The organism is Oleomonas cavernae, from assembly GCF_003590945.1.
Taxonomy (GTDB): Bacteria; Pseudomonadota; Alphaproteobacteria; order Zavarziniales; family Zavarziniaceae; genus Zavarzinia; species Zavarzinia cavernae.
Genome location: NZ_QYUK01000011.1, coordinates 1985646 through 2007373, shown reverse-complemented (window position 1 = coordinate 2007373; position 21728 = coordinate 1985646). Strand labels below are relative to the sequence as shown.

The window sequence follows — 21728 nt, the reverse complement described above, 5'->3', positions numbered from 1 at the left end:
TCTCCTTACTCGGCGGCCTGGGCGCGGGGTGGCGCCACGAAGTCGTCGGGAAAATGGTTGATCGCGCTCATCACCGGATAGGGCGTGAAACCGCCCAGGGCGCAGAGCGAACCGAATTTCATGGTGTTGCACAGGTCTTCGAGCAGGGCCAGATTGGCCGCCGGCTCGATCCCGGCCATGATCTTGTCCACCGTCTCGGCCCCGCGGGTCGAGCCGATGCGGCAGGGCGTGCACTTGCCGCAGCTCTCGATCGCGCAGAATTCCATGGCGAAGCGGGCCTGTTTAGCCATCTGCACCGTGTCGTCGAATACCACCACGCCGCCGTGGCCGATCAGGCCGTCGCGGGCGGCAAAGGCTTCGTAGTCGAACGGCGTGTCGAACAGGGCCGGGGGAAAATAGGCGCCCAGCGGGCCGCCTACCTGCACCGCCTTCACCGGCCGGCCGGTGGCCGTGCCGCCGCCGATCTCCTCGACCAGGTCGCCCAGCGTCACGCCAAAGCCGACCTCGTAGAGCCCGCCATGACGGATGTTGCCGGCCAGTTGGATCGGCATGGTCCCGCGCGACCGGCCCATGCCGACGGCGGCGTAGGCTTCCGCGCCCTGGTCCAGGATGAAGGGGACCGAGGCCAGCGAGATCACGTTGTTGATCACGGTCGGCTTGCCGAACAGGCCCTGGTGGGCGGGCAGGGGCGGCTTGGCGCGGACCTGGCCGCGCTTGCCCTCCAGGCTCTCCAGCAGGGCGGTTTCCTCGCCGCAGACATAGGCGCCGGCGCCGACCCGCACTTCCATGTCATAGGCCCGGCCGCTGCCCAGCACGTCCGGCCCCAGGATGCCGGCCGCGCGGGCGATCTCCAGCGCCTGGTTCATCACCGCGATGGCATGGGGATATTCCGACCGGGTGTAGATGTAACCCTTGGTGGCGCCCACGGCGAGGCCGGCGATGGCCATGCCCTCGATCAGAACGAAGGGATCGCCCTCCATCAGCATGCGGTCGGCGAAGGTGCCGCTGTCGCCCTCGTCGGCATTGGCGACGATGTATTTCTGGGCGCCCCTGGCGTCCATCACCGTCTTCCACTTGATGCCGGTGGGAAAGCCCGCCCCGCCGCGCCCGCGCAGGCCCGACCGGGTGACCTCCGCGACGATTTCCGCCGGCGTCATCGCCACCGCCCGCGCCAGGCCTTTGAGGCCGTCATGGGCGCGGTAGTCGTCCAGCGACAGGGGATCGGTGATGCCGCAGCGGGCGAAGGTGAAACGGGTCTGGCGCTTCAGGAAGGGGATCTCTTCCGTCAGGCCAAGGCTGTCGCCGCGGCCCTGCGACAGGCCCTGCTCGAACAGGCCGGGGATGTCACGGGCCTGCACCGGGCCATAGGCGACACGGCCCGCCAGGGTCTCCACCTCGACCAGGGGTTCCAGCCAGTAGAGCCCGCGCGAGCCGTTGCGCACCAGGCGAACGCTGATACCCCGGGCTGCGGCTTCCTTGGTGATCGCCGCCGCCACCGCGTCGGCGCCGACGGCCAGCGCCCCGGCGTCGCGGGGGACGTAGATGGTGACGGTCATCGCGCCACCTCCGCCACGATCGCATCGGCGGCGTCGCTGTCCAGCCGGCCGATCAATTGCCCGTCGACCATGGCCGAGGGGGCGCAGGCGCACAGGCCCAGGCAATAGGTCGCCTCGAGGGTTACCCGGCCATCGGGCGAGGTCTCGCCCCAGCCGACACCCAGTTGGCTTGCCAGGCGCGCGGCAACGGCCTCGCCGCCCATCGACTGGCAGGCCTCGGCCCGGCAGACCTTGACCACGTGGCGCCCGGCCGGCGCCTCGCGGAAATCGTGATAGAAGGTGACGACGCCGTGGATCTCGGCGCGCGAGCGGTTCAATGCCTCGGCCACCATGGGCACGGCAGCCTCGGGCACATGGCCAAAGCGCTCCTGCAGGCCATGCAGCATGGGCAGTGCCGCGCCCTCCATGTGAGCGTAGTGCTCGATGACCTCGGCAATGCGCTCGGCATTGACCAATCCCGCCTGGGGCATTGACTCTCCAGCCTCAACTTGACGCTTCCGACCCCTAGGCTGGGTTGATCAGCCATTGAGATCAAGGGGGTAAAACGCGTGTTGCGATAGAACGCCTCTATCGATCCTGCCGGGCCTTCAGGCTGGCGGCCAATTCGGGTGTCCATCTTGCGCTGGTATTTTTGATCAGAAAGATTAACGCCAGAATATCACCGCCCACGGCGATCACGGTGAGGACGGCGGCAAGGACGACATCGACCATGTCGCCCGTGAACAGCACCAGCCAGATGACCAGCGGCACGGCGATGATCGAGGCGATGAAGGCGCCCAGCAGCACCCAGCCCATGGGCCACACCGGCAGCACCACGACCTTGCCCCGCGAGTGCGCGCCGGCCCGGTGCCAGGGTGACCCCGGCAGGTTTTCGTCACCGGGCTTCAGGATCAGGAACCAGGGTGTCTGCTGGGTCATGGGATGTCCCCCTATCACGCCGTCGAGGATAACAGATGGATCAGCACTGTGCGTCCTTCGAGACGCCGTCTTCGACGGCTCCTCAGGATGAGGTAAGTCTTTAATGTCAAAAAGATTTTCCTCATCCTGAGGAGGCCCGGAGGGCCGTCTCGAAGGACGCACCGTATCGATGCCATTACCCCACGTCGTCATCGGGAATGGTCGGCGCGATCACCTGGGCCTGGTGCACCAGGGCGGCGGTCAAGGGCGTCATCGGCTCGCGGTGCGGCACCACCAGGCCGATGGTATGGGCGGCATCGGGGCTGATGATGGGGATCGAGCGCACATGATCGGGCAGCCCCAGGGCATCCGCCAGCTTGGCCGGCATGACGCTGGCCCATTGGCCGGTGCGGACATGGGCAAAGAGCACGATCATCGAATTGGACTCGAGTGTGGGCGAGGGGACGCTGCCTGCCGCGCGCAGCAGGCGGTCGATGATGCGCCGGTTCTGCATGTCGGGGGTCAGCAGGCACAGCGGCACCTGGCCGACCTCGGCCCAGGTGACCCGTTCGCGGTCGCCCAGGGCCGCGTTCGGGGCGGTCAGCAGGCGGTAGTGCTCGTCATAGAGCGGCACGGTGGTGACCCGGCCCAGCGGCTCGTTGTCGAGGTAGGTGAGGCCGGCGTCGATCTCCAGGTTTTCCAGCAGGCCCAGGACCTCGACCGAGGTGCGCGACAGGATGGTGAAATTCACCTTCGGGTACAGCGCCCGGAACGGCGTGGTCAGCAGGGGCACCATCGGCAGGGCGGTGGGGATCGCCGCGATCTTGATGTGGCCGGCCAGGCCCTGCTTCATCGCCGCGACCTCCTGGAACATGGCCCGGGAATCGGCCACCAGCCGGCGCGCCCATTCCAGCACGCGCTCGCCCTCGGGCGTGAAGCCCTGGAAGCGCGAGCCACGCTGCACCAGCAGGACGCCCAATTCGCCCTCGATCTGCTTCAACCCCGCCGACAAGGTCGGCTGGGTGACGCCGCAGGCCTCGGCGGCACGGCCGAAGTGGCGTTCCCGCGACAGGGCGAGAAGAAATTCCAGCTTGTTGATCATCAGCCCTGCCGGCGGTGTCTTCGCCATTTCGCACTGTCTCGTGCGAAACTATAAGGGCGCGCAGCCAAGCTGGAAGTCTCCATGTCGATTCCCCTCACGCTCGTCCTGGGCGGCGCCCGATCGGGCAAGAGCCGCTATGCCGAGGGTTTGGTCACCGCCGGCCCGGCGCCCTGGGTCTATGTCGCCACGGCCCAGGCCTTTGACGACGAGATGGTGGCGCGCATCGCCCGGCATCGGGCCGATCGTGCCGACGGCTGGCAGACGGTCGAGGCCCCGCTCGACCTGGCGGGCGCGCTCGATGCCGCGCCTGCCGGGGCCACGGTCCTGGTCGATTGCCTCACCCTCTGGCTCACCAACCTGATGCTGGGTGAGCACGGTATCACGGCGGCCATCGAAGCCCTGGAAGCGGCGCTCGACCGCCGCGCGGCGCCGGTGGTGCTGGTCGCCAACGAGGTGGGGCTGGGCATCGTGCCCGACAACGCCCTGGCCCGCGCCTTCCGCGACGAGGCGGGGCGCCTGAATCAACGCCTGGCCGCGCGCGCCGGCAGGGTTCTGTTCCTGGCGGCCGGCCTGCCTCTTACGCTGAAGTGACGGCCGGGTTTCGCATTTGCGTTACCGGCCCCTGGCAGGGTAGAAGAGCGGACAAGCCAAGACACCCTTCACTGTTCGGACAGGCCATGAAGTTCCTTTTGCGCGCCTTGACCTGGTGGCACGATTCGACCCTGGGGACCGCCTGGTTCACCAGCCGCAAGGGCGAGGCCGTCGGCAAGGACGATCAGGGCAACAAATATTACCGCGAGCGTGGCGGCGATCGCCGCTGGGTGATCTACAACGGCGAGATCGATGCCACCCGCATCCCGCCGGAATGGCATGCCTGGCTCCATGGTATGAGCGCGCTGCCGCCCTCGGAACAGCCGCTGCCGGTGAAGACCTGGGAAAAGCCGCACCAGCCCAACCTGACCGGTACGGCCGCGGCCTACCACCCCCCGGGAGCCTGGCGACCGCGGGTCATCGCGCCCGCGCCACCGGCGACTACGAGCCCTGGACGCCGGTCTGATCGGCCTCGAATCCGCCGCAAAGCCGAGGGAAGTTCAAGTCCATGAGTTCGAACCTGGTCGAAACCCTGATTGGCGCCGTCGTCATCGGCGTGGCCGCGGTGTTTCTCATTTTCGCCTATACCAATGTCGGCGCCAGGACCGGTGGCGGTTACGATGTGGTGGCGCGCTTCGATCGGGTTGACGGCCTGCCGACCGGGGCCGACGTGCGCATCAGCGGCATCAAGGTCGGCAGCGTGACCGCCCAGCTCCTGGACCCCAAGACCTACCGCGCCACCGTCCACCTCAGCATCTCCGCCGGCATCGAACTGCCTGACGACAGCTCGGCCAAGATCGCCTCGGAGGGCCTGCTGGGCGGCGCCTATATCGCGATCGAGCCGGGCGGCAGCGACAAGCCGCTGCAGGCCGGCGGCGAGATCAAATACACGCAGAGCTCGGTCGACCTGATGGGGCTGATCAGCCGTGCCGTCTTCGGTTCGGCCGACGGCAGCAACGCCGGCGGCGGCAGCCCGGCCCCGGCGCCGGCCAACCCCTAAGGCATCATTGTGCGCAGCAGGCGGCCGACGACCACCTTTGCCCTGGTGACGGCGATTGCGCTGCTGGGCGCCGGTTCCGGCTGGGCACAGGCCCCGGCACCGGGCGATGCCGCGCCGCCGGCCGAACCGGTCGAGCCTGCCGACCCGGCCCCGCCGGTCGAGGATGTCCCCAGCGACGCCGAGGTGCCGCCCCCGCCGCCGCCCGCCGCCGGCGGCGTCGCCGTCCCCGTGCTGCCCGCTACGCCCGGCCGCGTCGTCGGCGTCGTGCTGCAGGGCCTGGACAAGGTCACCGCCCGTATCTCGACGATCGAGGTGCCGCTCGACGGCACGGCGACCTTCGGGACCCTGACGATCCGCGTGCGCAAATGCGTGATCCCGCCGCCCGACGAGAAGCCCGAGGCTTCGGCCTTCCTGGAAATCGCCGATACCCCGCCCGGCCAGCCGGCGGTCGCCGTCTTTTCCGGCTGGATGTTCGCGTCGAGCCCGGCCTTGTCGGCGCTCGAGCATCCGGTCTATGACGTCTGGGTCACCGCCTGCAAGACCGCGGCCCCCGGCAGTCCCTGAGGCATCGCGAAGAACTCGCCGGGCGAACCGCCGACGGCGTCGGCCAGGCGTTTGCGATAGGTCTCGCGCGGGACCTCGACCGCGCCGAAGCGCATCAGGTGGCTGGTGACGAACTGGGTATCGAGCAGGCGAAAACCGCCGACCTGCAGGCGCGCCACCAGATGCACCAGCGCGACCTTCGAGGCATCGGTCTCGCGGCTGAACATGCTCTCGCCGAAGAAGGCGGCGCCCAGCCGCACGCCGTAGAGCCCGCCCACCAGGCGGCCGTCGAGGCGGGTTTCCACGCTGTGGGCATGGCCCTGTTCATAGAGCGCCTCGTACATGGCGCGAATGCGGTGGCTGATCCAGGTCGACCGGCGCCCGGGGCCGAGGCCGCGCAAGCGGCGATGACCGCGGCAAAGTCACGATCAATGGTGACCTGGAACTGGTCGCTGCGCACCACCTTGGCCAGGCTGCGCGGGATATGGAAACGGTCGAGCGGCAGGACGCCGCGCCAATCGGGATCGACCCAGAACAGCTCCTGATCCTTGACGTGGTCCGCCATCGGGAAGATGCCGGCGGCATAGGCACGCAGCAATAGGGCGGGGGTGAGTTCTGTCATCGGCCGCAAGCGTAGCGGAGCCCTTGTCGCATTTACAGCCGAAGGATGCCGCAGGACCCACCAGGGCGGCCCGTTGGGTTGAGGCCATCGGACAGTGGCGTACAATGTCGGACATTGTCTGACGCTTTAGACCAGCGAAGGAAGTCGGTCGCAATGTCCAGTTCCCGCTTCTCTTTGCGCCTTGATCCTGACCTTAAGGCGTGGCTCGAGCGCGAGGCCGAACGGCAGGACCGCTCGGCCGCCTGGATCGCCACGCAGGCGATCGAGAATCTGCGGGCCAGCACGGAAGCTAAGCGCCAGATGGCCAAAGACGCCGTCGCGAAGGCCGACGAAGGCATGTTCGTGTCGCAAGGGGCCGTTCACCGGTGGATGGAAAGCTGGGACACCCCTGGTGAAGTGCCGGCGCCCAAGCCCGCCATCTCGCTGAAGCGCCGTTGACGGATGGAAGTTGTCTACCTCGACACCGCCCTTGAGGATATGGGCTGGTTCCGCCGCTATTACGCGGCTGTCTTTCTGGAAGGCCGAGGCAACGCGCGCGGGCAACTTGAGGAGAAAAGAGATGAACACCGAAAGGGCGACTACCGACAGCAAGCCAAGCATTTCACGTCGGAGACTTCGCCTAGGCGTCTCTGCTGCGGCCGCAAGCGATTTGGCAGCCGCCCAAAATCGGATCCGCGCAGCCATCGTTCGCACAGATGTAGCTACCTTGCCGCCCTACGGAAATTCCACGCTCCCGTCCGGTGTCCGCTCCCGCATTGTCACCAACATCAATGGTCTTGCGATGCACGTACTAGAAGCCGGTTTTGAGACCAAGGAACGCCAGTGTATCCTGCTCCTGCATGGCTTCCCGGAGCTCGCCTACAGTTGGCGCAAGGTAATGCCGCCTTTGGCCGCCGCCGGGTATCACGTCGTTGCCCCCGATCAACGGGGCTATGGACGCACCACGGGGTGGGATGACGCGTATGATGGCGATCTCGACTCGTTTCGCATTCCGAACCTTGTCAGAGATGCATTGGGATTAACTTCGGCACTGGGCTATCGCTCCGTGGCCGCGGTTGTTGGACATGACTACGGTTCACCAGTCGCGGCATATTGCGCAATTATCCGCCCCGACGTGTTCCGTTCGGTAGCCCTGATGAGCGCCCCATTTGGTGGCTCGCCTCCACTACCGTTCAATACGGCCGATACAACGGCACCGGCCGTTGCGCCCGCTGCCTCAAAAATCTTTGAAGACCTCGCAAAGCTAGACCGACCGCGAAAGCACTATCAACAATATTTCCGAACACGCGAGGCCAATGAAAATATGTGGAGAGCCCCGCAAGGAATCCACGCTTTCATGCGCGCATATTATCATTTCAAGAGCGCCGATTGGAAAAAAAACCAGCCGTTCAAACTAACCGCGTTCACGGCCAGCGAGCTGGCAAAAATGCCCACCTATTACATTATGGATCTCGGGAAAGGGATGGCTGAGACGGTTGCAGAAGAAATGCCATCAGCTCAAGAAATCGACTCATGCAAGTGGCTCACCGAGGGCGAATTGGACGTGTACGCTCGCGAATTTGGTCGGACCGGATTTCAGGGTGGACTGCAATGGTATCGCTGCGCTGAAGGCAAATACACGGCGGAGCTCGAGATGTTTTCGGGCCGTACGATCGATGTGCCCGCTTGCTACATTGCTGGCAAGAGCGATTGGGGTATCTACCAAAATCCGGGTGCCTTCGAGAGAATGCAAACCGTGGCGTGTACTCGTTGGCGGAGCACTAATCTGGTTGATGGTGCCGGACATTGGGTACAGCAGGAGCAGCCGGAGGAGGTCAGCCGCTTGCTTCTACAATTTTTGCAGGGATGAGGACTCCGGGTCAATCGCGTCAGTTGCCGGGCCCTCGGCGTTGGTCTGGTCTACCAGCGTTCGCTTCGGGCGGATATCGCACCGCCCGAAACCGACGAGGGTTGAGCCTGCGCCTCACTCCGCCTTGGTGGTGCGGGCGATGAATTGTTCCAGCCAGTGGATGTGATAGTCGCCGTTCTGGAAGTCGGGCTCGCCGATCAGGCGCTGGTGCAGCGGGATCGTCGTCTCAATGCCGCCCACGACATATTCGTCCAGCGCCCGGCGCAGCCGCATCAGGCATTCGTTGCGGGTCTTGCCGTGGACGATCAGCTTGCCGATCAGGCTGTCGTAATAGGGCGGGATGCGATAGCCGGTATAGGCGGCCGAATCGATGCGCACGCCGGGGCCGCCGGGCGGGTGATAGTCCAGGATCTGGCCGGGCGACGGGGTGAAGGTCACCGGGTTCTCGGCGTTGATCCGGCACTCGATGGCGTGGCCGGCGAATTCGATATCGCTCTGGCTGAACGACAGGGGCGCGCCGGCGGCGATCCGGATCTGCTCGCGCACCACGTCGATGCCGGTTACTGCCTCGGTGATCGGGTGTTCGACCTGCAGGCGCGTGTTCATTTCGATGAAGTAGAACTCGCCGTTCTCGTACAGGAACTCGACGGTTCCCACGCCCAGATAGCCCAGCTTACGCATGGCGTCGGCGACGACATTGCCGATGCGGTTGCGCTCGTCGACGTTCAGGGCGGGCGAGGGGGCTTCCTCCAGCACCTTCTGGTGGCGGCGCTGCAGCGAGCAGTCGCGCTCGCCCAGATGCACGACATTGCCGAAGCTGTCGGCGATCACCTGGATCTCGATGTGCCGGGGCTGCCCTAAGTACTTCTCGATATAGACCGCGTCGTCGCCGAAGGCCGCCTTGGCCTCGGACCGCGCGGTCGACAGGGCGACGGCCAGTTCGTCGACGCTGCGCGCGACCTTCATGCCGCGGCCGCCGCCGCCCGAGGCCGCCTTGATCAGGACCGGGAAGCCGATCTCCCTGGCGATCTCGATCGCCTGTTCCTCGGTGGTCACGCCGCCTTCCGAGCCCGGCACCACGGGGATGCCCAGTTCCTTGGCCGTCTTCTTGGCGACGATCTTGTCGCCCATGACGCGGATGTGCTCGGGCTTGGGGCCGATGAAAGTGATGCCGTGCTCGCCCACGATCTGGGCGAAGTTGGCATTTTCCGACAGGAAGCCGTAGCCGGGGTGGATGGCGTCGGTATTGGTGATCTCGGCCGCCGAGATCAGCGCCGGGATGTTCAGGTAGCTCTTGTTCGACGGCGGCGGGCCGATGCACACGCTCTCGTCGGCCAGGCGGACATGCATGGCATCGGCGTCGGCGGTCGAATGGACCGCCACCGTCGAGATGCCCATTTCCTTGCAGGCCCGATGGATCCGCAAGGCGATCTCGCCACGGTTGGCGATCATGACTTTATCGAACATGGGGTGTCCTCAACCTCACTCGAGGATCACGAGGATCTCGCCATATTCCACGGGCTGGCCGTTGGCCACCGCGACCTTGACCACGGTCCCGGCCTGGGGCGCGGGAATCGGGTTCATGGTCTTCATGGCCTCGACGATCAGCAGGGTCTGGCCCTTCGAGACCCGGTCACCCGGCTTGATGAAATCGGGTGCGCCGGGTTCGGGCGCCGTATAGGCGGTGCCGACCATGGGCGAGGTCACCGGCGTGCCGGCGGGCTGGGCCGGCGGATTGCCCGCCCCGGTCGAGGCCGCGACCGCGGCGGCAGGCGCCATGGCGGCAACCGGCGCACCGGCGATGACCGTCACCTGGCGGGCGACACGGATGGAACGGCCATTTTCACTGACCTCGATTTCGGTCAGATCGGCTTCTGCCAACAACTCGGCCAGCTCGCGGATAAGCGTCTTGTCGAGCGACATTTTCGCCATCAAAAGGAATCTCCGATTTTAATCCGGCGTGTGGTGCCGGTTAGTTCCGTGGGGGCGGATCCTGGCCGATCAAACCCTTCACTGCCTCCAGAGCCAGCAGATAACCCTGAACGCCGAGGCCACATATCACACCCTTTGCTGCAAGTGCGATATAAGAGTGATGCCGGAAGGCCTCGCGCTGGAAGATGTTGCTCAGATGTACCTCGATGGCCGGTACTTCGGACGCCAGCAGCGCATCCATCAGGGCGATCGAGGTGTGGGTGAAGGCGCCGGCATTGATGATGATTCCCGCCGCGCGGCCGCGCGCGGCATGGATCCAGTCGATCAGCTCACCTTCATGATTTGATTGGTGAAATTCGACCTCGAGGCCGAAGCTTTCGCCCCAGGCTTCGACCATGGCCTTGATCCCGGCAAGGGTGTCGCGGCCATAGATGTGGGGTTCCCGGAGTCCCAACAGGTTGAGGTTGGGTCCATTCAGCACCAGAACGATCGGCCGCATCGCCCCCCCGGCTTGTTAGTGGCAAGTCCGCCGGGAATCGCCATGCCCGCGGCGATGGCACCTTACAGCCAGCGGCCAGCAGGTGCAAACCCGGCAGTTGCCGCCTCAATCGGCCGGGACCGGCACCCGCCGGTGGCGCTCGAGCACCTTGTCGATCAACTGGGACAGGGCAGCGAAGTCCACCGGCTTGGAAATGTAATCGTCCATGCCGGCTTCGATATAGCGCTCGCGGTCGCCCCGCATGGCGTGGGCGGTAACGGCGATGATCGGCACGGCGCCGAAGGGATGCGGCAGCTTGCGGATATGCGACGTCGCCTCGATGCCGTCCATTTCCGGCATGCGGACATCCATCAGGATCAGATCGTAGGTCTCGTTGCCCGCGCGTTCGACGGCCTCGACCCCGTTGTTGGCCACGGTGACGCGATGCCCGGTGCCGCCGAGCCGTGCCACCATCAATTTCTGGTTATAGGGGTGATCCTCGGCGATCAGGATTCTCAACGGGCCGGTCGCGGCGGGGGCGAACGCCTGGCGCGAGGGAGCGCCGGCGGCGGTGTTCTCCGGGAACGCTTCGACCTGAACCATGTCGAACGGCAAGGTTGCCCAGAAGGTCGACCCCCGGCCCGCCTGGCTGGTTACGCCGATGTCGCCGCCCATCAGCCCGGCGATTTCCCGGCAGATCGCCAGGCCCAGGCCCGACCCGCCATAGGTGCGGGCGATGGCCGCATCGGCCTGCTCGAACTTGCGGAACAGGCGACCCTGTACCTCCTCGTCGATGCCGATGCCGGAATCCTTTATCTCGAAGCGCAGCAGCACCTTGGGGCCGATGCCGGTCTCGCGCTTCACCCGCAGAGCGACGAAACCGGCCGAGGTGAACTTGACCGCGTTCGAGACCAGGTTGACCAGGATCTGCCGCAGCCGATCGGGGTCGCCGACGAGTTGGTGGATGCCGCGCAGATCCTTGGAAACGAAGAAATCCAGGCCCTTGCGCTGGGCCTGGGTCTCCCAGATCGCGGCGATCCCGTCCAGCACGTCGACCGGGTCGAACGGCCGATCGTAGAGCTCGAAACGCCCGGCCTCGATCTTGGACAGATCCAGGAGGTTGTTGAGCAAGGTCATCAAGGTCTCGCCCGAATTCTGCACCGCCTCGGCATAGCTGCGCTGTTCGGTGCTCAGGGGCGTGTCCAGCAGCAATCCGGTCATGCCCAGGATGCCGTTCATGGGGGTGCGCAGTTCATGGCTCATGGTGGCCAGGAAGTTGGACTTGGCCCGGTTGGCCTCCTCCGCCTGCCGGGCCGAGGTCACCGCCTCGATCGCGCGAATGCGTTCGGTGATGTCGCGAATGATGCCGACGAACAGCTTCTCGCCCTCGGCGAATGTCTCGCCGACCGACAGTTCCATGGGGAAGGTGGTGCCATCCTTGCGCTGCCCGACCACCTCGCGGCCGATGCCGATGATCTTGCGCTGCCCGGTGTTGTGGTAGTTGTCCAGGTAGGCATCATGTTCAGCACGGTAGGGGGCGGGCATGAGCATGCGCACGTTGTTGCCGATCACCTCCTCGGCGGTATAGCCGAACAGGCGCTGGCAGGCCGGGTTGTAGATCCGCACAAGGCCCTGGTCGTCGATGATCATCACGCCGTCGACCGCGGTATTGATGAGCGCGCGCATGGTTTCTTCCGAGGTGCGCAGGGCTTCCTCGGCCTTCTTGCGCTCGGAAATGTCGCGGATGATGCCGACATAGAGCTTGGCGCCGTCGGCCACGGCCTCGCCCACCGACAGCTCCATGGGGAAGGTCGAGCCGTCCTTGCGCTGCCCCATCACCTCGCGGCCGATGCCGATGATCTTGCGCACGCCGCTGGTGCGGTAGTTGTGGAGGTAGCCGTCGTGCTCGCTGCGATAGGGCGCCGGCATCAGCATGCGGACGTTGTGGCCGATGGTCTCGGCCGCCGGGTAGCCGAACAACTTCTCGCACGCAACGTTATACAGTTGGATCAGCCCGTTCTCGTCGATGATGACGATGCCGTCGACGGCAGTATCGATGACTGCTTTCAGTTGTATGGCGTTGCGTTCCACGGGTTCCAGCGGCCGCTTGGGCCGTCCCTGCTGTCGGCGATGGGTAAGCTATGCGTTCTACCTCACGACAGCGTCGCCGAAAGACCTGACCGGAAGGTTAACTCGGGCGGCGGGATCGCTTATATGTGGCGCCAGGAGTCGATAGGGGCGCAGCAGATGATGAATATCACGGTCAACGGCGACGCGATGGCGTTGGATGGGCCGGTGACGGTTGCCGGGCTGATCGGGCACCTGGGCCTGGACCAGGTCAAGGTGGCGGTGGAGCGGAATCTGGAAATCGTGCCGCGCTCGACCTTTGCCGCGGTCGAACTGGCCGAGGGCGACCGCCTGGAAATCGTGCATTTCATCGGTGGCGGCAACCTGTCCGTCGCCGCCGATCAGGACAGCTTCGTGGTCGCCGGGCGCCGCTTTAGCTCGCGCCTGCTGGTCGGCACCGGCAAGTACAAGGATTTCGACGAGACAAGAGCCGCGATCGAGGCATCGGGCGCCGAAATCGTCACGGTCGCCGTGCGCCGGGTCAACCTGGCGACGCCGGGGGCGCCCATGCTGGTCGACTACCTGGACCCGCGTGTCTACACCTTCCTGCCCAACACGGCCGGCTGCTATACCGCCGACGAGGCGGTGCGAACCCTGCGCCTGGCGCGCGAGGCCGGCGGCTGGAAACTGGTGAAGCTCGAGGTGCTGGGCAACATCAAGACCCTCTATCCCAACATGGTCGAGACCCTGGCGGCCGCGCAAACCCTGGTCGCCGAGGGCTTCGACGTGATGGTCTACTGTTCCGACGACCCGATCATGGCCAAGCGCCTGGAGGAGATCGGCTGCTGCGCGATCATGCCCCTGGCGGCGCCGATCGGCTCGGGCCTGGGGGTGCAGAACCCGGTCGGCATCCGCCTCATCATCGAGGAGGCCAAGGTGCCGGTGCTGGTCGATGCCGGCGTCGGCACGGCATCCGATGCGGCGGTCGCCATGGAACTGGGCTGCGACGGCGTCCTGATGAACACGGCCATCGCCGAGGCCAAGGACCCGATCCTGATGGCCCGGGCCATGAAGGCCGCGGTCGAAGCCGGCCGCCTGGCCTACCGCGCCGGCCGCATGCCCAAGAAGCTCTACGCCGACCCGTCGTCGCCTTTGGCGGGGTTGATTTGATAGCTTTTGGGACTGGGGCGGCAGGTTTGCGTGGTTCGACAGGCTCACCATGAGGAGAGTCTTTATGCCAAAAAAAGCTTCCTCATCCTGAGCCTGTCGAAGGACGCAAGGCGGATCTGCCAGCCCGGCAGCCCGGCAATCAGCACCCCGTCCAGACCGGCTCGCGCTTGTCGATGAAGGCGCCGACGCCTTCCTGGGCGTCGCGGGCCAGCATGTTCTGGGTCATCACCGCCGAGGCGTATTCATAGGCGGCCGACGTGGTCTTGCCCGCCTGGGTATAGAAGGCTTCCTTGCCGATCTTCAGGGTGAGGGGGGATTTGCCGGCGATCTTCGCGGCCAGGGCCATGATCGCCGCGTCGAGCTCGCCCGATGGTACCGCATGGTTGATCAGGCCGTAGCGCTGCGCCGTGGCGGCATCGATCGCCTCGCCGGTCAGCAGCATTTCCATCGCCTGCTTGGCCCCCACGTTGCGCGTCAGCGCCACCATCGGGGTCGAGCAGAACAGGCCGATATTGACGCCCGGCGTGGCGAATTTGGCGTTATCCGCGGCGATCGCCAGGTCGGCGGTGGCGACGAGCTGGCAACCGGCGGCGGTGGCCATGGCATGGACCCGGGCAATGATCGGCTGGCGCAGCGACTGCATGCGCAGCATCAAGCTGCTGCAGCGGGCAAAGACCGCGGCCAGCGCCGCGCCGTCGCGGCCGATGGCGCGCAATTCCTTGAGATCATGACCGGCGCAGAATGCCGGCCCTTCCGCCGCCAGGACCACGACCTTGACGGCATGATCGGCGTCCACCGTATCGAGCGCCTCGATCAGCGCCGCCATCATCGCCATGGACAGGGCATTGCGCGAGGCTGGCCGGCTCATGGTCAAGGTGGTGATGCCGCCGGCATCGTGGCGCGTCACCAGGGGTGATTCTACCGCTGCATTCATTGCATAAGCCTCCCTTATCGCTTTTGACCTTGGCGGCACGATCCGCATCGGGCAAGGCTTAGCGCCTGTTCGCTCACAGTGGAATTAGCCGATGATCGATCTTTACACCGCCAAGACGCCCAACGGCCGCAAGGTCTCGATCATGCTCGACGAATGCGGGCTGCCTTACGAGGTGCATTCGATCGATCTTGGCCAGAACGAACAGTTCAAGCCGGAATTCCTCGCCATGAACCCCAACAACAAGATCCCCGTGATCAAGGACCGGGACAATGGCCAGGTGGTCTTCGAATCGGGCGCCATCCTGATCTATCTGGGCGAGAAGACCGGCAAGTTCCTGAGCCCCTCGGGCCCGGCGCGGGCCGCCCAGCTCGAATGGCTGTTTTTCCAGATGGCCTCGATCGGGCCGATGATGGGCCAGCTGTTCCATTTCCGGAACTATCAGGGCGAGCCCCAGGTCTATGCGGTCGAGCGGTTCACCAATGAGGTGGCCCGCATCTTCAACGTGCTGGAAAGCCGCCTGTCCCAGGTGCCCTACCTGGGCGGGGACGACTATTCGATCGCCGATATCGCGGCCTTCCCCTGGACCAAGCTGGGCGGCTTCCTGGGGGTCGACATGGACGGGCTGAAGGGCGTGTCGGCCTGGCTGGAGCGGGTATACGCCCGCCCGGCGGTGCAGAGTGGTATCAACGTACCGGCCTGAGGGCGCCCTATAGAAATCAACCACTTGGGCAGCGGTATTATAATACCGTTGCGATAAGTGGCTGATTTTGTTGACGCCAAGGCGCTTGATTTCGCGCCGCTACTCTGTCTATATGCCGGCCTCCCGCCGGGCCTGCGCCCGGCTACACGAGGTTTGGTATAAATGAAGACCTTTTCCGCAAAGCCTGCGGAGGTAACGAAGAAGTGGGTGCTGATCGACGCCGAGGGTCTCGTCGTCGGCCGTCTCGCCTCGATCGTCGCCAACCGCCTGCGTGGCAAGCACCTTGCCACCTTCACGCCCCATGTCGACATGGGCGACAACGTCATCGTGATCAACGCCGACAAGGTCGCGTTCACGGGCCGCAAGCGTGAGAACCGCGAATTCCATTGGCACACCGGCCATCCCGGCGGCATCAAGTCCCGCACCATGGGCCAGATCCTCGACGGCAAGCATCCCGAGCGGGTGCTGGTGAAGGCCGTGGAGCGCATGGTCCCCCGTGGCCCGCTGGGGCGCCAGCAGATGTCCAATCTGCGCGTCTATGCCGGTACCGCTCATCCCCATGCCGGTTCGCAGCCCGAAGTCCTGGACGTCGGCGCCCTGAACCCGAAGAACAAGAGGTAAGCCATGGCCGAGAACCAGGCTCCCCATCAGTCCCCGCGCACGCTCCAGGATCTGCGCACCCTGACCACCGGTCAGGCCGCGGCCCGTCCCGCCGACAGCAAGCTCGAGGCCAAGAAGGCCGTCGACGCCAAGGGTCGCACCTATGCCACCGGCAAGCGCAAGGACGCGGTCGCCCGCGTCTGGGTGAAGCGCGGCACTGGCAAGGTCACGGTCAACGGCCGCGACATCCAGACCTACTTCGCCCGTTCGGTCCTGCGCATGCTGCTGAACCAGCCGTTCCAGGTGACCAACCGCGTCGGCCAGTACGACATCGAAGCCACCGTCTCGGGCGGCGGCTTGTCGGGCCAGGCGGGCGCTGTCCGTCACGGCGTCTCCAAGGCCCTGACCTACCAGGAGCCGGAACTGCGCGGCGTGCTGAAGGCCGGCGGCTTCCTGACCCGCGACAGCCGCACCGTCGAGCGTAAGAAGTACGGCAAGGCCAAGGCCCGCCGCAGCTTCCAGTTCTCGAAGCGCTGACCGGCCGCAAGGCTCATCCGATCAAGGCCCGGCAGGCAACTGCCGGGCCTTTTTCATGGCCGCGGGTGCCGGCCGCGGCGGATGGTGGCGATGTCGTCGAGAATCTCGAATTTCGAGCCCGCGAGGAGTCCACGGAAGCCGGGGAAGGTGTAATCGTCAGGGATCTCTTCACAAATGGCTTCGGCTGCCTCGATCTCGCCCAGCAAAAGATGGCATTCAGCCTGCATCAGCGCCGGGTACGACTCGAACCAGCCGGTATGGTCGAGAGCCGAAACGGCTTTCCAAGCCTCAATCGCCTCGCGCCAGCGCCGCAATTCCATCAGTAGCCGGCCGCGTGACGAGTAATCGCCCGCAGCCGGTGCGCCGGCACGCAAGCGGATGGCACGATCCCGATCCGCGAGCGCGCTCATGGGATCCTTTTTCATCGAAAGAAGAATTGACCGCGCAGAGTAACCATTTGCGTCGGTTGGATTGTCGTTGCAGTAGCCATCGCAAATAATCAAAGCTTCATCGTACAGTTTTGTCTCGCGGGCAGAGCGCAATGCGCGATCAAGCACCGGCACGATAGAATATGGAAAAGACATTGCGAGTTCCCTGATGAAGGCGCGTCATCCCCGCGAAGGCGGGGATCCACCGCAGGGGCATGCTGGAGCGGACCCGGCCTGTCACAACAGTGGATCCCCGCCTTCGCGGGATGACGTATCGATGTTTTTGCCTTTCGGAAAACAGATCCGGAACAAAGATAGAACCTGTGAGCCAGGATAGCAATCTTTAGGTGTATTCAGCGGATTGCTCCCTTGATGATAGAGCGCGCTATCCTGAGTGGGGCGCGTGGCGTTCCGCCGAGACGCCATCTCCATCCGGCTGAGTGATCTTCATCACCTTTTGTGGCGCTCTCCCCTTATTCCCGCGCCCGATTTCGCCTAGACTTCGCCTCAATCACAGGGGTAGGGGCACAAAATGACCAAGCCGAATGTTGTCGACGCCGCCGTCGGGGCTACCGCGAACTGCTGGCGCATGTGAACGACTGGGTAAAGGTGGCGATCGTGCCGGCCCTGATCGGCGGTGTCATCGCGATCGTCGGTACCTATGTCGCCGGCCTCATCGGCGGCTTTGTGGGCTCGCTCGTGGGGATCGTGTTCTCGCTGGCCGCGGGGGCCTTCGCCTATTGCGTCAATATTGCCTGGTTTCGGGCGGTCAACTCGGGCTTTACCCGGGTGGCCATGGTCCTGCCCCTGGCGCCGTCGGCCAGCGAGCGGCTGTTCCTGATCTGGGCGCTGGGCATCGGCATCCTGCCGGGCGCCGTGGTCAGCCTGCTGGTCGGTGCCGGCGATGGCGGGGCCAGCGCCGGCGCGGTCGCCGGCATGGGGCTGGTCGGCCTGATCGTCAGCATCGCCATCATCATCATCGCTGTCCGGCTGTCCTTCTTCTTCGAGGATCTGGCCCTGGGCAAGATCACCACCCCGGCACCAGCTTCAATGCGACCGCACCCTATTTCGGCAGTATCGTGGGCAGTGTCATCCTCATCATCATCCCGATCGTGATCGTGATGATGATCGTGGGCCTGATTCTGAGCCCGCTGATCGTCAGCCTCGGCATCGTCGGCCTGGCGATCTTCCAGTTGATCGCGGTGCTGGTCGGGGCGATCGGGGCGGCGCTGATGGCCTCGGTCGTGAATGCCTATTACACCGCCACTTGACGTAACAGCGATCTGAAAGGGGAGATCTTCATGTTCGACATCAACACCTGGCTGCGCTTCGACGAGTTCATCACGCCGAAAGTGGTCAAGTTCTTCTACTTCATCGGCCTGGTGCTGGTGGTGCTGGGCTTCCTCTTCACCCTGGTGACCGGCCTCGGCATCACGGGCATGGGCTTCAGCCTGCTGACGCTGGTGCTGGCCTTCGTCTACCTCGTCCTGGGGATCATCGGCGTGCGCATCGGCAGCGAAATGGTGCTGCTGGCCTTCGAGACCTTCCGCCGCCTGGGCGAAATCCGCGACCGCCTGCCGCCGCGCTGACGAAAAAGGGCCCGGGGTTTGCCCGGGCCCTTTCGTCGCGGGAACCGCCGCGTCTCAGCCGACGCGGATGTTCTTGAACTGCCAGGGGTCGCTGGGGTCCAGGTCTTCGGGGAACAGTTCGGCCCGGTGGTCGAGCGGGGTCCAGTCGGTGAAGGCGCCCACGCGCGGCCCCCAGTATTCGCCGGCGATCTCCAGGCAGCGGCGGAAGTCCATGTCCTCGGGCTCGACGATGCCGACGTGCGGGTTCTCGATCGCCCAGACTACGCCGGCCAGCACCGACGAGGTCACCTGCAGCGAGGTCGCGCTGTTGTAGGGGGCGAGATCGCGCGCGGTCTCGATGTCGAGCTGCGAGCCCAGCCAGTAGGCACCCTTGGCGTGGCCGGCGAGCAGGACACCCAACTCGTCGATACCGGAGATGATCTCGTCCGACATCAGGCGCCTGGTGGCCTGCATCTGCCAGTTCTTGCCGGCGATTTCGTGGACCGAGAGCACGGCATCGTCGCAGGGGTGATAGGCATAGTGGCAGGTCGGCCGGTAGGTGACCTTGCCGGCTTCCTCGACGGTCAGGAAATCAGAGAGCGAGATCGCCTCCGAATGGGTGATCAGGAAGCCGTGGAAGGGGCCTTCCTTGGGCGTCCAGGTGCGCACCCGGACCGAGGCGCCGGGGCGATGCAGATAGATCGCGGCACCCTTGCCGATCTCGTGGCGGCCACCGTCGATGGGGAAATGCCGCTCGTGCGTGCCCCAGCCCAGTTCGGCCGGCTGGCAGCCTTCGCCGACGAAGCCGTCGATCGACCAGGTGTTGACGAATTCGCCGATCGCCTTGGGAATATTGGCCTTCTGGGTGTCGCGCTCGGCCACGTGGATGACCTTCACGCCCAACTTCTGGGCCAGCAGGCCCCAGCCGGCGCGGTCCTTGGGGGTCGACGGGGGCGCCGGTGGCGGCGGCAATGTCGAGCAGGCCCTGCTTGACCAGGTGGCTGACATGGCCGGGATTGGCGCCGTGGGTCAGCACGGCGGTCGGCCCGCCGGGCGCGAACCTGGCCTTCAGGGCCAGCGCCCCCTCGCGCAGGCCGTAGTTCGAGCGGGCCGAGGCGCTGAGCGAGGTATCGGTATAGCCGCCCAGCCAGGGCTCGATGCAGGTATCGAGATAGAGCGCGCCGCGCTCGTGTGCCAGTTCGATCAGGGCCAGCGACGAAACGTCGACCGACAGGTTCAGCAGAAAATCGCCTTCGCCGATCATCGGCTCCAGCACGCTGCGGTAATTGTCGCGGGTCAGGATCTCCTGCAGGAAGGTGACGTCCATCGCGTCGGCGATCTTCTCGCCGTGATCCTCGGCGGTGACGATGGTGATGCGGTCCTTGGGCATGTCGATGTGGCGCAGCAGCAGGGGCAGCACGCCTTGGCCGATTGATCCAAATCCCACGATCACGAGCCGGCCGGCAAAGGCGACGTGCTTCTTCTGGTGGTCCATGGGGGTAGTTCTCCTAAATCTCGAACGTATCGCGCGAAGGCTATACTCGGTAACGGCCTTGAATGTAAGGCCGCCCTTGGGCAGGGGAGGTATCGAAGGCTCGATTCTGAACAGGGCGACGTTGAAATGGGCGCCGACCAAGAGAAGCGTGGCGCTGGCATAGAAGAATACCAGGACCACGACAATGGAGCCGAGGCTGCCATATGTGACGCTGTAGTTACCGAGATTTCGCAGGAACAGCGAGAATAGGCTGGCGAGGCCGATCCAGCCCAATGTTGTCAAGGCGGCACCGGGCAGGATAAGGCGGAATTTCAAATGCCGCGCCGGCAGCAGCCAGTGCATGAAGACCAGCGAGGCCAGGACCATGAAGGTGCCCGTGCCATAGCGGGCGACATCCCACAGGGGCCGGCCCCAGGATTTGGGCGCATAGGGCTTGACCAGCCAGTCCCACACCTGCGGCCCCAGGATGACGGCGAAGGACAGCCCGATCATGACCACGGCGCCCAGCAGCACCAGGCCCAGTTGCAGGGCCGAGACGCCGACGAAGCCGCGATGCTCGACGGCGCCGTAAGCCCGGTTGAGGGCCACGCGCAGGGCGGCGATGCCGTTCGAGGCCGTCCACAGGGCAACCACCAGGCCGATGGTCAGGATGTCCGACTTGGCGCCGGACGACAGCACCTGGCGCACGGCCGGCGCCAGCGGCTTGGCGACATCCTCGGGCAGGAGCGCGAACAGCGTCTGCACGGCGCGTTCGGCACTGTGGCCGGTGCCCAGCTCGCCGCCCAGGGCGGCCAGGGCCATCAGGAAGGGAAACAGCGACAACAGGCCGGTGAAGGCGATATAGGCCGCCAGATGGGTCGCATCCTCGCGGCTGCCCCTGGCAATGGCGCGCACCAGGGCCCGATGACCCTGCCGCCCATGATCAGGGGGGCGAGGATCACGCGCAGGACGGGCCCAAGTCGGGCTGGGGAGGGGGGCGGGCCGCTGCGGCCGGCCTCGATCTCGACATCGGCCATGGTTTCCCATGATTGCCGGGCCGACGGACCCGCGGTCAAGCCCGCAAGTGCCGCTGCGACGCTAACGCGGCATTAACCGCGCCGGGGCAACCTTGGTGCGGAACCATAAAGGCAGCATGGCATGGCGCGAGCAGCGACCCGGGAGAGCGAACTCCAGGCGAAAACCAAGGCGGCGGGCGAAGGGCGGCAGTTCGTCACCATGACTGTCGACGGGCAGCAATTCGGCCTGCCGATTCTCGACGTCCACGATATCGTGGTGCCCGAGAAGATCACCCGCGTGCCGCTGGCCGCCCGCGAGGTCGCCGGCCTGATCAACCTGCGCGGCAAGATCGTCACCGCCATCGACATGCGCGAGGTGCTGCGCCTGCCGCCCGGCCCCGTTGGCGCCAAGCGGGTGGGTGTCACCGTCAGCCACCGCGGTGAGACCTACACCCTGCTGGTCGACGCGGTCGGCGAGGTGATCGAGCCTTCGGGTGACGCCTTCGAAGCCAACCCGCCCACGCTCGATGCCCGCTGGCGCCACCTGGCCGACGGGGTCTACCGCCTGGAACACGGCCTGCTGATCGTGCTCAAGATCGATCGCATCATGATGACCGAGGGCTGACCACCCCGCCCCGGGTGCCCTGTGGACGGGTGCCCTGTG

25 protein-coding genes and 2 pseudogenes are annotated in these 21728 nt (G+C 65.5%); 14 read left to right on the top strand and 13 right to left on the bottom strand.

All coding sequences use genetic code 11. The features are described from left to right. Positions 1-5: 5 nt before the first annotated feature. From D3874_RS13475 to D3874_RS13460, 4 genes are all read right to left on the bottom strand, one after another. Positions 6-1556 carry an NADH-ubiquinone oxidoreductase-F iron-sulfur binding region domain-containing protein gene (locus D3874_RS13475; protein ID WP_119778543.1) on the bottom strand — a complete coding sequence of 517 codons (1551 nt, stop codon included), beginning with the start codon at positions 1554-1556 and terminating at the stop codon, positions 6-8. Continuing rightward, entirely contained in the window at positions 1553-2026 is a 474-nt protein-coding gene (locus tag D3874_RS13470; protein WP_119778542.1) for a formate dehydrogenase subunit gamma, read from the bottom strand. Before D3874_RS13470 ends, D3874_RS13475 begins: the two co-directional genes overlap by 4 nt. A 97-nt stretch (positions 2027-2123) precedes the next feature. Next, positions 2124-2474 (bottom strand): hypothetical protein, encoded by a 351-nt coding sequence (locus tag D3874_RS13465; protein WP_119778541.1) that lies wholly within the window; start codon positions 2472-2474, stop codon positions 2124-2126. 175 nt (positions 2475-2649) lie between these two features. Further along, positions 2650-3582: a LysR family transcriptional regulator gene (locus D3874_RS13460; RefSeq protein WP_338016719.1), complete on the bottom strand. Its 933-nt coding sequence runs from the start codon at positions 3580-3582 to the stop codon at positions 2650-2652. A 54-nt stretch (positions 3583-3636) separates the two neighbouring features. Here D3874_RS13460 and cobU point away from each other — a divergent pair, with 54 nt between their 5' ends. The 4 genes from cobU to D3874_RS13440 all read left to right on the top strand — a co-directional run bounded on the left by cobU (position 3637) and on the right by D3874_RS13440 (position 5710). Beyond that, entirely contained in the window at positions 3637-4146 is a 510-nt protein-coding gene (gene cobU / locus D3874_RS13455) for a bifunctional adenosylcobinamide kinase/adenosylcobinamide-phosphate guanylyltransferase (RefSeq protein WP_119778539.1), read from the top strand. 86 nt (positions 4147-4232) lie between these two features. Next, on the top strand, positions 4233-4658 hold the full coding sequence (locus D3874_RS13450; RefSeq protein WP_338016718.1) for an NADH:ubiquinone oxidoreductase subunit NDUFA12: 426 nt from the start codon (positions 4233-4235) through the stop codon (positions 4656-4658). Further along, a complete protein-coding gene (gene mlaD, locus D3874_RS13445) occupies positions 4655-5146 on the top strand; it encodes an outer membrane lipid asymmetry maintenance protein MlaD (protein WP_119778538.1) in 492 nt (163 codons plus the stop codon). Before D3874_RS13450 ends, mlaD begins: the two co-directional genes overlap by 4 nt. Before the next feature lie 9 nt (positions 5147-5155). Then, positions 5156-5710 (top strand): DUF2155 domain-containing protein, encoded by a 555-nt coding sequence (locus D3874_RS13440; RefSeq protein ID WP_233559937.1) that lies wholly within the window; start codon positions 5156-5158, stop codon positions 5708-5710. Here D3874_RS13440 and aat read toward each other — a convergent pair. Beyond that, positions 5659-6311, bottom strand: a pseudogene (gene aat / locus D3874_RS13435) (leucyl/phenylalanyl-tRNA--protein transferase). The gene D3874_RS13440 and the pseudogene aat sit on opposite strands and share 52 nt — an antisense overlap. A gap of 153 nt (positions 6312-6464) precedes the next feature. On the opposite strand from aat, the gene D3874_RS13430 reads away from it, so the two are divergent. Both D3874_RS13430 and D3874_RS13425 read left to right on the top strand, forming a co-directional pair. Then, on the top strand, positions 6465-6749 hold the full coding sequence (locus tag D3874_RS13430) for a CopG family ribbon-helix-helix protein (protein WP_119778537.1): 285 nt from the start codon (positions 6465-6467) through the stop codon (positions 6747-6749). A 121-nt stretch (positions 6750-6870) separates the two neighbouring features. Further along, positions 6871-8160 (top strand): alpha/beta hydrolase, encoded by a 1290-nt coding sequence (locus D3874_RS13425; protein WP_119782282.1) that lies wholly within the window; start codon positions 6871-6873, stop codon positions 8158-8160. 114 nt (positions 8161-8274) lie between these two features. Here D3874_RS13425 and accC read toward each other — a convergent pair whose 3' ends face one another. The 4 genes from accC to D3874_RS13405 all read right to left on the bottom strand — a co-directional run bounded on the left by accC (position 8275) and on the right by D3874_RS13405 (position 12661). Then, positions 8275-9627, bottom strand: coding sequence for an acetyl-CoA carboxylase biotin carboxylase subunit (gene accC / locus D3874_RS13420; RefSeq protein ID WP_119778536.1), 1353 nt, complete (start codon positions 9625-9627; stop codon positions 8275-8277). A gap of 15 nt (positions 9628-9642) precedes the next feature. Next, a complete protein-coding gene (accB, locus tag D3874_RS13415; RefSeq protein WP_199699052.1) occupies positions 9643-10092 on the bottom strand; it encodes an acetyl-CoA carboxylase biotin carboxyl carrier protein in 450 nt (149 codons plus the stop codon). 40 nt (positions 10093-10132) lie between these two features. Continuing rightward, a complete protein-coding gene (gene aroQ, locus D3874_RS13410) occupies positions 10133-10591 on the bottom strand; it encodes a type II 3-dehydroquinate dehydratase (protein WP_119778534.1) in 459 nt (152 codons plus the stop codon). Between the two features lie 105 nt (positions 10592-10696). Beyond that, on the bottom strand, positions 10697-12661 hold the full coding sequence (locus D3874_RS13405; RefSeq protein ID WP_119778533.1) for a PAS domain S-box protein: 1965 nt from the start codon (positions 12659-12661) through the stop codon (positions 10697-10699). A gap of 156 nt (positions 12662-12817) precedes the next feature. On the opposite strand from D3874_RS13405, the gene thiS reads away from it, so the two are divergent. Then, on the top strand, positions 12818-13807 hold the full coding sequence (thiS, locus tag D3874_RS13400; protein WP_456306411.1) for a sulfur carrier protein ThiS: 990 nt from the start codon (positions 12818-12820) through the stop codon (positions 13805-13807). A 139-nt stretch (positions 13808-13946) separates the two neighbouring features. On the opposite strand, the gene D3874_RS13395 is transcribed toward thiS, so the two are convergent. After that, complete coding sequence (locus D3874_RS13395) at positions 13947-14741, bottom strand: enoyl-CoA hydratase (protein ID WP_119778532.1); 795 nt, start codon at positions 14739-14741, stop codon at positions 13947-13949. Between the two features lie 91 nt (positions 14742-14832). Between D3874_RS13395 and D3874_RS13390 the strand changes: the two genes are divergently transcribed. The 3 genes from D3874_RS13390 (at position 14833) to rpsI (ending at position 16578) form a co-directional block, all read left to right on the top strand. Next, positions 14833-15441: a glutathione S-transferase family protein gene (locus D3874_RS13390; protein ID WP_119778531.1), complete on the top strand. Its 609-nt coding sequence runs from the start codon at positions 14833-14835 to the stop codon at positions 15439-15441. A gap of 162 nt (positions 15442-15603) precedes the next feature. Beyond that, positions 15604-16062 (top strand): 50S ribosomal protein L13, encoded by a 459-nt coding sequence (rplM, locus tag D3874_RS13385; RefSeq protein ID WP_119778530.1) that lies wholly within the window; start codon positions 15604-15606, stop codon positions 16060-16062. Positions 16063-16065: 3 nt separating this feature from the next. Beyond that, positions 16066-16578 carry a 30S ribosomal protein S9 gene (gene rpsI / locus D3874_RS13380; RefSeq protein WP_119778529.1) on the top strand — a complete coding sequence of 171 codons (513 nt, stop codon included), beginning with the start codon at positions 16066-16068 and terminating at the stop codon, positions 16576-16578. Positions 16579-16631: 53 nt separating this feature from the next. On the opposite strand, the gene D3874_RS13375 is transcribed toward rpsI, so the two are convergent. Next, positions 16632-17162, bottom strand: coding sequence for a hypothetical protein (locus D3874_RS13375; protein ID WP_147385658.1), 531 nt, complete (start codon positions 17160-17162; stop codon positions 16632-16634). A gap of 435 nt (positions 17163-17597) precedes the next feature. Here D3874_RS13375 and D3874_RS13370 point away from each other — a divergent pair, with 435 nt between their 5' ends. Genes D3874_RS13370 through D3874_RS13365 form a run of 3 tightly spaced genes read left to right on the top strand, consistent with a single transcriptional unit; the run spans position 17598 to position 18595 of the window. Beyond that, positions 17598-18122, top strand: coding sequence for a hypothetical protein (locus D3874_RS13370; RefSeq protein ID WP_119778527.1), 525 nt, complete (start codon positions 17598-17600; stop codon positions 18120-18122). Then, positions 18086-18277 (top strand): hypothetical protein, encoded by a 192-nt coding sequence (locus D3874_RS28025; RefSeq protein ID WP_147385657.1) that lies wholly within the window; start codon positions 18086-18088, stop codon positions 18275-18277. The genes D3874_RS13370 and D3874_RS28025 overlap by 37 nt, the downstream gene beginning before the upstream one ends. 30 nt (positions 18278-18307) lie before the next feature. After that, positions 18308-18595, top strand: coding sequence for a DUF4282 domain-containing protein (locus D3874_RS13365; RefSeq protein ID WP_119778526.1), 288 nt, complete (start codon positions 18308-18310; stop codon positions 18593-18595). 54 nt (positions 18596-18649) lie between these two features. Here D3874_RS13365 and D3874_RS13360 read toward each other — a convergent pair whose 3' ends face one another. Together D3874_RS13360 and D3874_RS32425 are read right to left on the bottom strand one after the other, a co-directional pair. Next, on the bottom strand, positions 18650-19582 hold the full coding sequence (locus tag D3874_RS13360) for a saccharopine dehydrogenase C-terminal domain-containing protein (protein ID WP_456306410.1): 933 nt from the start codon (positions 19580-19582) through the stop codon (positions 18650-18652). A gap of 85 nt (positions 19583-19667) precedes the next feature. Beyond that, positions 19668-21095 (bottom strand): annotated as a pseudogene (locus D3874_RS32425) (YhjD/YihY/BrkB family envelope integrity protein); the annotation flags it as partial. A gap of 111 nt (positions 21096-21206) precedes the next feature. Here D3874_RS32425 and D3874_RS13350 point away from each other — a divergent pair. Further along, on the top strand, positions 21207-21689 hold the full coding sequence (locus tag D3874_RS13350) for a chemotaxis protein CheW (protein ID WP_119778525.1): 483 nt from the start codon (positions 21207-21209) through the stop codon (positions 21687-21689). The last annotated feature ends 39 nt before the right edge of the window (positions 21690-21728 follow it).

Bases quoted from the DNA above. Each gene is read 5' to 3' on its own strand.
- D3874_RS13395 (WP_119778532.1), bottom strand. From the start codon at position 14,741: ATGAATGCAGCGGTAGAATCACCCCTGGTGACGCGCCACGATGCCGGC.
- D3874_RS13465 (WP_119778541.1), bottom strand. From the start codon at position 2,474: ATGACCCAGCAGACACCCTGGTTCCTGATCCTGAAGCCCGGTGACGAA.
- D3874_RS13360 (WP_456306410.1), bottom strand. From the start codon at position 19,582: ATGTCAGCCACCTGGTCAAGCAGGGCCTGCTCGACATTGCCGCCGCCA.
- D3874_RS13475 (WP_119778543.1), bottom strand. From the start codon at position 1,556: ATGACCGTCACCATCTACGTCCCCCGCGACGCCGGGGCGCTGGCCGTC.
- D3874_RS13365 (WP_119778526.1), top strand. From the start codon at position 18,308: ATGTTCGACATCAACACCTGGCTGCGCTTCGACGAGTTCATCACGCCG.
- D3874_RS13425 (WP_119782282.1), top strand. From the start codon at position 6,871: ATGAACACCGAAAGGGCGACTACCGACAGCAAGCCAAGCATTTCACGT.
- D3874_RS13460 (WP_338016719.1), bottom strand. From the start codon at position 3,582: ATGGCGAAGACACCGCCGGCAGGGCTGATGATCAACAAGCTGGAATTT.
- D3874_RS13450 (WP_338016718.1), top strand. From the start codon at position 4,233: ATGAAGTTCCTTTTGCGCGCCTTGACCTGGTGGCACGATTCGACCCTG.
- rplM (WP_119778530.1), top strand. From the start codon at position 15,604: ATGAAGACCTTTTCCGCAAAGCCTGCGGAGGTAACGAAGAAGTGGGTG.
- D3874_RS13350 (WP_119778525.1), top strand. From the start codon at position 21,207: ATGGCGCGAGCAGCGACCCGGGAGAGCGAACTCCAGGCGAAAACCAAG.
- D3874_RS13470 (WP_119778542.1), bottom strand. From the start codon at position 2,026: ATGCCCCAGGCGGGATTGGTCAATGCCGAGCGCATTGCCGAGGTCATC.
- D3874_RS13390 (WP_119778531.1), top strand. From the start codon at position 14,833: ATGATCGATCTTTACACCGCCAAGACGCCCAACGGCCGCAAGGTCTCG.
- thiS (WP_456306411.1), top strand. From the start codon at position 12,818: ATGATGAATATCACGGTCAACGGCGACGCGATGGCGTTGGATGGGCCG.
- D3874_RS13430 (WP_119778537.1), top strand. From the start codon at position 6,465: ATGTCCAGTTCCCGCTTCTCTTTGCGCCTTGATCCTGACCTTAAGGCG.
- cobU (WP_119778539.1), top strand. From the start codon at position 3,637: ATGTCGATTCCCCTCACGCTCGTCCTGGGCGGCGCCCGATCGGGCAAG.
- mlaD (WP_119778538.1), top strand. From the start codon at position 4,655: ATGAGTTCGAACCTGGTCGAAACCCTGATTGGCGCCGTCGTCATCGGC.
- D3874_RS13375 (WP_147385658.1), bottom strand. From the start codon at position 17,162: ATGTCTTTTCCATATTCTATCGTGCCGGTGCTTGATCGCGCATTGCGC.
- aroQ (WP_119778534.1), bottom strand. From the start codon at position 10,591: ATGCGGCCGATCGTTCTGGTGCTGAATGGACCCAACCTCAACCTGTTG.
- rpsI (WP_119778529.1), top strand. From the start codon at position 16,066: ATGGCCGAGAACCAGGCTCCCCATCAGTCCCCGCGCACGCTCCAGGAT.
- accC (WP_119778536.1), bottom strand. From the start codon at position 9,627: ATGTTCGATAAAGTCATGATCGCCAACCGTGGCGAGATCGCCTTGCGG.
- accB (WP_199699052.1), bottom strand. From the start codon at position 10,092: ATGGCGAAAATGTCGCTCGACAAGACGCTTATCCGCGAGCTGGCCGAG.